The following is a 5887-nucleotide window of genomic DNA, read 5'->3' as shown; positions in this document are numbered from 1 at the left end:
CCACTGCACGTGGTGGCGGCCGCTTTCAGCCGTCGGCTCAGACCGCGCCGCGCCAGGCGCCCGTCTCCGACCCCCGGGCCTCCATGAACTGCTTGAACCGCCGCAGGTCACCCGAGACCTGCCGCTTGACGAACCCGAGCTTGTCACCCACGGTCTCGGTCAGTCCGACGGGATCGAACTCCAACTGCAGCATGACCTTCGTCGTGTCGTCCTGGATGCGGTGGAAGGTGACCACACCGGCCTGCCTGGCCTCACCGCCCACCGTCGTCCAGGCGACGCGCTCGTCGGGCACCTGCTCGGTGATCTCCGCGTCGAACTCCCGCTCCTGGCCGCCGACCTTCGTCACCCAGTGCGTCAGCGTGTCGGTGCGCTGCTCGATGCGCTCGACACCCTCCATGAACTGGGGAAAGTCCTCGAACTGGGTCCACTGGTTGTAGGCGGTGTGCACCGGGACGCGGACCTCGATGGATTCCTCTACCTGTGACAAGGCGGTACCTCCCTTTCTCGTACGGAGAGCGACGGACGGGTACCAGATCTCGCGTCGGGCACTCATGCTCCGCACGACTTGTAGGGTCGGGTGCCGTGGCCACCTTGCTGATCGTCCATCACACGCCCTCGCCCAACTGCCAGGCGATGTTCGAAGCCGTCGTCTCCGGGGCGACCGACCCCGAGATCGAGGACGTCACGGTCGTGCGTCTGCCCGCGCTGTCCGCCACCGCCTCCGACGTCCTCGCGGCCGACGGCTGCGTCCTCGGCACCCCCGCGAATCTCGGCTACATGTCGGGCGCCCTCAAGCACTTCTTCGACCAGGTCTACTACCCGTGCCTGGACGCGACGCGCGGGCGGCCCTTCGGCTACTACGTGCACGGCGGCAACGACGTGACCGGAGCGGTGCGGGGCATCGAGTCCATCACGACGGGCCTCGGCTGGCGCCGCGCCGCAGAGGCCGTGACCGTCACCGGCGAGCCGGACAAGGGCGACATCGAGAGGTGCTGGGAACTGGGTGCGACGGTCGCCGCGGGACTCATGGGCTGACCAGGTCAGGTCTCCTCCACCCGGCGGCGGTCCTCGCCGTCCCACGCACGGGTGTCACGCGGCTGGGTGTACGGCTCGTCCTCGGGCGGATGCCCACCGGCGACGGCCCGCTGCCGTACCGTCTCCGCGTCGAACTCCAGGCCCAGCAGGATCGCCAGGTTGGTGATCCACAGCCAGATCAGGAAGACGATGACGCCCGCCATCGTGCCGTAGGTCTTGTTGTACGAGGCGAAGTTGGCCACGTACACGGCGAAGCCCGCCGAGGCGACCAGCCAGATCAGCAGGGCCAGCACACTGCCCGGTGTGACCCAGCGGAACCCCTTCACCTTGGCGTTCGGGGTCGCCCAGTACAGAATCGCGATCATGATCGTGACCAGCACGACCAGAACGGGCCACTTGGCGAACGACCACACCGTCAGCGCGGTGTCGCCGATGCCCAGAGTCGTCCCGGCCTGACGGGCCAGCCCGCCCGTGAAGACCACGATCAGCGCGCTCACCGTGGCCAGCACCATCAGCACCACCGTCACACCCACCCGCACCGGCAGCACCTTCCACACCGGCCGCCCCTCGGGCATGTCGTAGACGGCGTTGGCGGAGCGGATGAACGCCGCCACGTAGCCGGAGGCCGACCACACCGCCAGGAGCAGACCGACGATCGCCACCAGTGAGCCGATGCCGGCGTTGCCCTGCAGCTGCTCGACGGCCCGGGTGATGATGTCCCGCGCCGCGCCGGGAGCGAACTGCTGGATGTTCTCGAGCACCTTGTCCGTGGTGGATTTGCCGGTGATCCCCAGCAGCGACACCAGGACGAGCAGCGCCGGGAACATGGCCAGCACCGTGTAGTACGTCAGCGCCGCGGCCCGGTCGGTCAGCTCGTCCTTCTTGAACTCCCGCACGCTCCCCTTCAGCACCGCACCCCACGACGTCCGAGGCAGCTCACCGGGCGTGTCGGGCGCCGCACGCTCCACTTCGGGCCCCGGCCCGGCCGTCTCGCTCTCGTGCTGTTCTTTTCGTCCCGGAATATGCAGCTTCACCATGTGGGCCGGGTAACCCCCGTCCGAGCCCTTAAGCCGAGCTCGGCCACGCCAGGCTCGGCGCCCTCGTCGCAGCGGGTTGAGGGAGCGCTCCCGTACCGTGCACGATGCCGCCATGACCGCGTCCCCCACCATCCGCCCGTACCGCCCCGAGGACCGTCCGGCCCTCGACGGCATCTGCGTCCGCACCGCGCACGCCGGCCAGGACAGCCGCCCCCACTACGCGGACCCGGGCATCCTCCCGGTGATCTTCGCGGCTCCCTACGTCCGTCTGGAGCCGGAGCTGGCCTTCGTGCTGGACGACGGCCAGGGGCAGGCGGTCGGCTACATCCTGGGCGCCGCGGACACGCCGCGTTTCGCCGCGGAGTTCCGCACGGCATGGCTGCCCCTGGTCGCCGGCCGCTATCCGGAACCGCCCGAGCCGCCGCGCACTCCGGACGAGGAGATGGCCCGTCTGCTGCACCACCCGGAACGGATGGTGCTGCCCGAACTGGCCGCGCATCCCGCGCATCTGCACATCGACCTGCTGCCCGGCTGGCAGGGCCGGGGCCACGGACGCCGCCTGATGCGGACGTTCCTCGGGGCCCTCCAGGACAGGGGGGTCCCGGCCGTCCACCTGGCCATGGCGACCGCCAACACCGAGGCCAGAGCCTTCTACGACCGCATGGGGTTCCGCGAGATCGACGTGCCGGAGCCCGGCTCGGCCACGTACCTCGGACGCACCACGAGGGAACTGGAGCGGCTCTGACCGGAAGTGGCGCAATCGTGCGTTGCCGACCGGTGCCATCGGGCGCAGCGTGGGAGTGCGGGAGCGCTCCCACGTCGCGCCCGCACTCCCCACGCACGGCACACCGCAAGCACCGCAACCCCCACATCCGAAAGAGGAGATCATGGATTGTCATGGTCATGCCCGTAAGGAAACCCGTTCGGTCCGGCCCGTCTGACGCTCGCCCTGACCGTGCTGGTCGCCGCGCTGCTCAGCCTGATCCCATGGAGCGGCACCGCGGTCGCCCACGGCTCGGTCGTCGACCCGGCATCCCGCAACTACGGCTGCTGGCTGCGCTGGGGGAACGACCACCTCAATCCCGCCATGGCCCAGCAGGACCCCATGTGCTGGCAGGCGTGGCGGAGCGACGCCAACGCCATGTGGAACTGGAACGGCCTGTACCGCAACGGCTCCGGCGGCAACTTCCAGGCCGTGGTGCCGAACGGCCAGCTGTGCAGCGGCGGCCGTACCGAGGGCGGCCGGTACAACTCCCTCGACACGGTCGGCGCCTGGAAGACGACGGACATCGGCGCCAACTTCACCGTGAAGCTGTACGACCAGGCCAGCCATGGCGCCGACTACTTCCTGGTGTACGTCACACGGCAGGGCTTCAACCCTGCCACCCAGCCGCTGACCTGGAACGACCTCCGGCTCGTCACCCGCACCGGCAGGTACGCGCCCAGCCAGAACTACGAGATCCCCGTGAGCACTTCGGGGCTGAGCGGCCGGCACGTCGTCTACACGATCTGGCAGGCGTCGCACATGGACCAGACCTACTTCCTGTGCAGTGACGTGAACTTCCGCTGACCTGCGGCTTCGGCTGCCGTACCCCGCCGGACGGGGCGAGTCCGGCGGGGTACGGCTGTGCGGGCTTTCTGAGAGTTCCCGAAGAATTTCAGGAGCGGCTGAACGCTCCGGTGCCCGCGCACGTATGGGGCGAGGGGATTTTCATGCCCGGCACGCCTCAAGCGCAGGAGAGCACCCTTGGCACGCAATTCGCGAAGACGCCCTACAGGCCCACGGCGCGCGACCTTCGCCGCAGTCGCGCTGATGCTGGGCGGAGGCGGCCTGATGGCGGCGAACGTCTACGCCTCGGCCACGGACGGCGGTTCGGGAGGTGAGTCCGCCCAGACGCGGTCCGGTACGGGGGTGCGGACCGCCGGCGCCACGATCGACTGCCCTGACGTGGGCAGCAAGCTGACCTCGGTCCCCGAGCAGGCGAGGACGGAGGTCGACAGGGAACTCGCCCTCCTGGACGAGCAGATCGCCAAGGCCTACCAGCGGCTGAGCGAATCGGCGCAGCAGATCCAGCAGGATTCCGGCTTCGCCGACAACGCGATCATGAACCCGCTGAAGGAGAAGCGGGGCGCGACCCTCGAGCGCATCGCCATCGCCATCGACCGGGTGGGCGACCGCCCCGAGGGACTCGACGCCCTCGCGGCCTGCACCGTCCGGGACTCCGGCAACCAGGCTCCCGAGCAGGGCGAGGGCCAGGACGGCGGCGGCGAGGAGCAGCCCGGCGAGGAGCAGGAGCAGGGGAACGGCCAGGAGCAGGGCCAGGGCAACAACGGCGGACAGGCGGGCAACGGACCGGTCGCCGCCGACTTCGCGGACATCACCAGCGTCCAGCCCAATGTGAACAGCCCTCGCCGGCAGGGCAACGCCTCCCGCGGCACCTTCGCCACCAGTTGCGGCGTGAACGAGAACGGCCTGTTCAACTCCGACAACATCATCGCCGCCCCGGGTGTCACCAACGGCGCCCACCACTTCCACGACTACGTCGGCAACCAGGCCAACAACGCCTTCGCCAGCGACCAGGACCTCGCGGACGCCGAGACCAGCTGCGACGACCAGGGCGACAAGTCCTCCTACTACTGGCCCGTCCTGCGTCTGCAGAACGGCACCCAGGAGCAGGACGCCAACTCGCCCGGCGGCGGCATCGAGGGCAACGCCGGCGCGATCGTCACGCCGAAGCAGGTCACCCTGAACTTCGAGGGGAACCCGCGCGACAAGGTCACCGCCATGCCGCGGCTGCTGCGCATCATCACCGGCGACGCCAAGTCGTTCGTCAACGGCACGGCCAACGCCAACGCCTCCTGGAGCTGCACCGGCTTCGAGGACCGGCAGCTCAAGGACAAGTACCCGCTCTGCCCGAAGGGCAGCGACGTGGTGCGCTCCTTCAAGTTCCAGAGCTGCTGGGACGGCCGCAACATCGACAGCGCCAACCACCGCACCCACGTGGCGTTCGCCGACGCCTCCGGCGCGTGCCCGTCCGGCTTCCGGCCGATCCCGCAGCTGGTCCAGCGCATCGTCTACGACGTCGACGCGCCGAGCCTGCAGGACGGCGGCCGTACGACACCGCTGTTCGCGGTGGACTCCTTCCCCGAGCAGCTGCACAAGCCGGTCACGGACCACGGCGACTTCATCAACGTCTTCGACGAGGACCTGATGGGGGAGATGGTCGACTGCATCAACAAGGGCCGGAAGTGCGGAGCCGGAGCGGGAGCAGAGCCCGGCGAGGAGCCGAGCGAGCAGCCGGGCGAGCAGCCGAGTGAGGAGCCCGGGGCGGGCGAGGAGCCGAGTGAGGAGCCGACGAAGACCCCCGAGGCTCCGCAGGAGCAGCCCACCCGTACCCCGGACGCCCCGCAGGACGGCAACGCGGGCGGCAAGCCCGGCGACACGGGCAACGACGGCAAGGACGGAGAGGGCGAGGCTTCCAAGCCTCCGGCGACGGACAAGCCCGCCCCCGAACCGGAGCCCAGCGACCCGCCCGCCGACGAGGCGGAGGTGTACGCGACGCCCTCGGCGAAGTCCGGTGAACAGGGCGGCTCGAAGAACGGCAGCGGCGACGACTCGGACGGTCTCGGCCAGTCCCAGGCCGTCGGCACGGCGACCAGCGCCGCCGCGACCCCGGCGACCCCGCCCCGGACCGAGCCCCAGGCGGTCGGCAGCGGCAGCCTGGCCGAGACCGGCGCTCAGCTCTGGCCGGCCGCGGCAGGCGCCGTACTCGTCATGGCGGGCTTCGTGGTCCTCCGCCGCGCCAGGCGCAGCT

The 5887-nt window shown here is 70.1% G+C and carries 5 protein-coding genes and 1 pseudogene; 4 read left to right on the top strand and 2 right to left on the bottom strand.

Annotated features, from left to right (window positions below; translation table 11 throughout):
- Positions 1-37: 37 nt before the first annotated feature.
- A complete protein-coding gene (locus ACWIF2_RS39760) occupies positions 38-487 on the bottom strand; it encodes an SRPBCC family protein (RefSeq protein WP_382488663.1) in 450 nt (149 codons plus the stop codon).
- A gap of 95 nt (positions 488-582) precedes the next feature.
- Here ACWIF2_RS39760 and ACWIF2_RS39755 point away from each other — a divergent pair, with 95 nt between their 5' ends.
- Entirely contained in the window at positions 583-1035 is a 453-nt protein-coding gene (locus ACWIF2_RS39755; protein WP_454366463.1) for a flavodoxin family protein, read from the top strand.
- A 5-nt stretch (positions 1036-1040) separates the two neighbouring features.
- Here ACWIF2_RS39755 and ACWIF2_RS39750 read toward each other — a convergent pair whose 3' ends face one another.
- Entirely contained in the window at positions 1041-2072 is a 1032-nt protein-coding gene (locus ACWIF2_RS39750) for a YihY/virulence factor BrkB family protein (RefSeq protein ID WP_454366462.1), read from the bottom strand.
- Between the two features lie 112 nt (positions 2073-2184).
- On the opposite strand from ACWIF2_RS39750, the gene ACWIF2_RS39745 reads away from it, so the two are divergent.
- The 3 genes and pseudogenes from ACWIF2_RS39745 to ACWIF2_RS39735 all read left to right on the top strand — a co-directional run.
- Positions 2185-2817 (top strand): GNAT family N-acetyltransferase, encoded by a 633-nt coding sequence (locus tag ACWIF2_RS39745; RefSeq protein ID WP_454366460.1) that lies wholly within the window; start codon positions 2185-2187, stop codon positions 2815-2817.
- Positions 2818-2959: 142 nt separating this feature from the next.
- Positions 2960-3642, top strand: a pseudogene (locus ACWIF2_RS39740) (lytic polysaccharide monooxygenase auxiliary activity family 9 protein).
- Positions 3643-3885: 243 nt separating this feature from the next.
- The coding region (locus ACWIF2_RS39735; protein ID WP_454366458.1) for a DUF1996 domain-containing protein at positions 3886-5887 on the top strand (2002 nt) is incomplete at its 3' end.

Source organism: Streptomyces sp. NPDC055506, from assembly GCF_053643595.1.
The sequence above is the reverse complement of the archived record's forward strand: the minus strand, read 5'-3'. Positions and strand labels throughout refer to the sequence as shown.

Coding starts and splice junctions, on each gene's coding strand:
- ACWIF2_RS39750 (WP_454366462.1), bottom strand. CDS start 2,072: ATGGTGAAGCTGCATATTCCGGGACGAAAAGAACAGCACGAGAGCGAG.
- ACWIF2_RS39745 (WP_454366460.1), top strand. CDS start 2,185: ATGACCGCGTCCCCCACCATCCGCCCGTACCGCCCCGAGGACCGTCCG.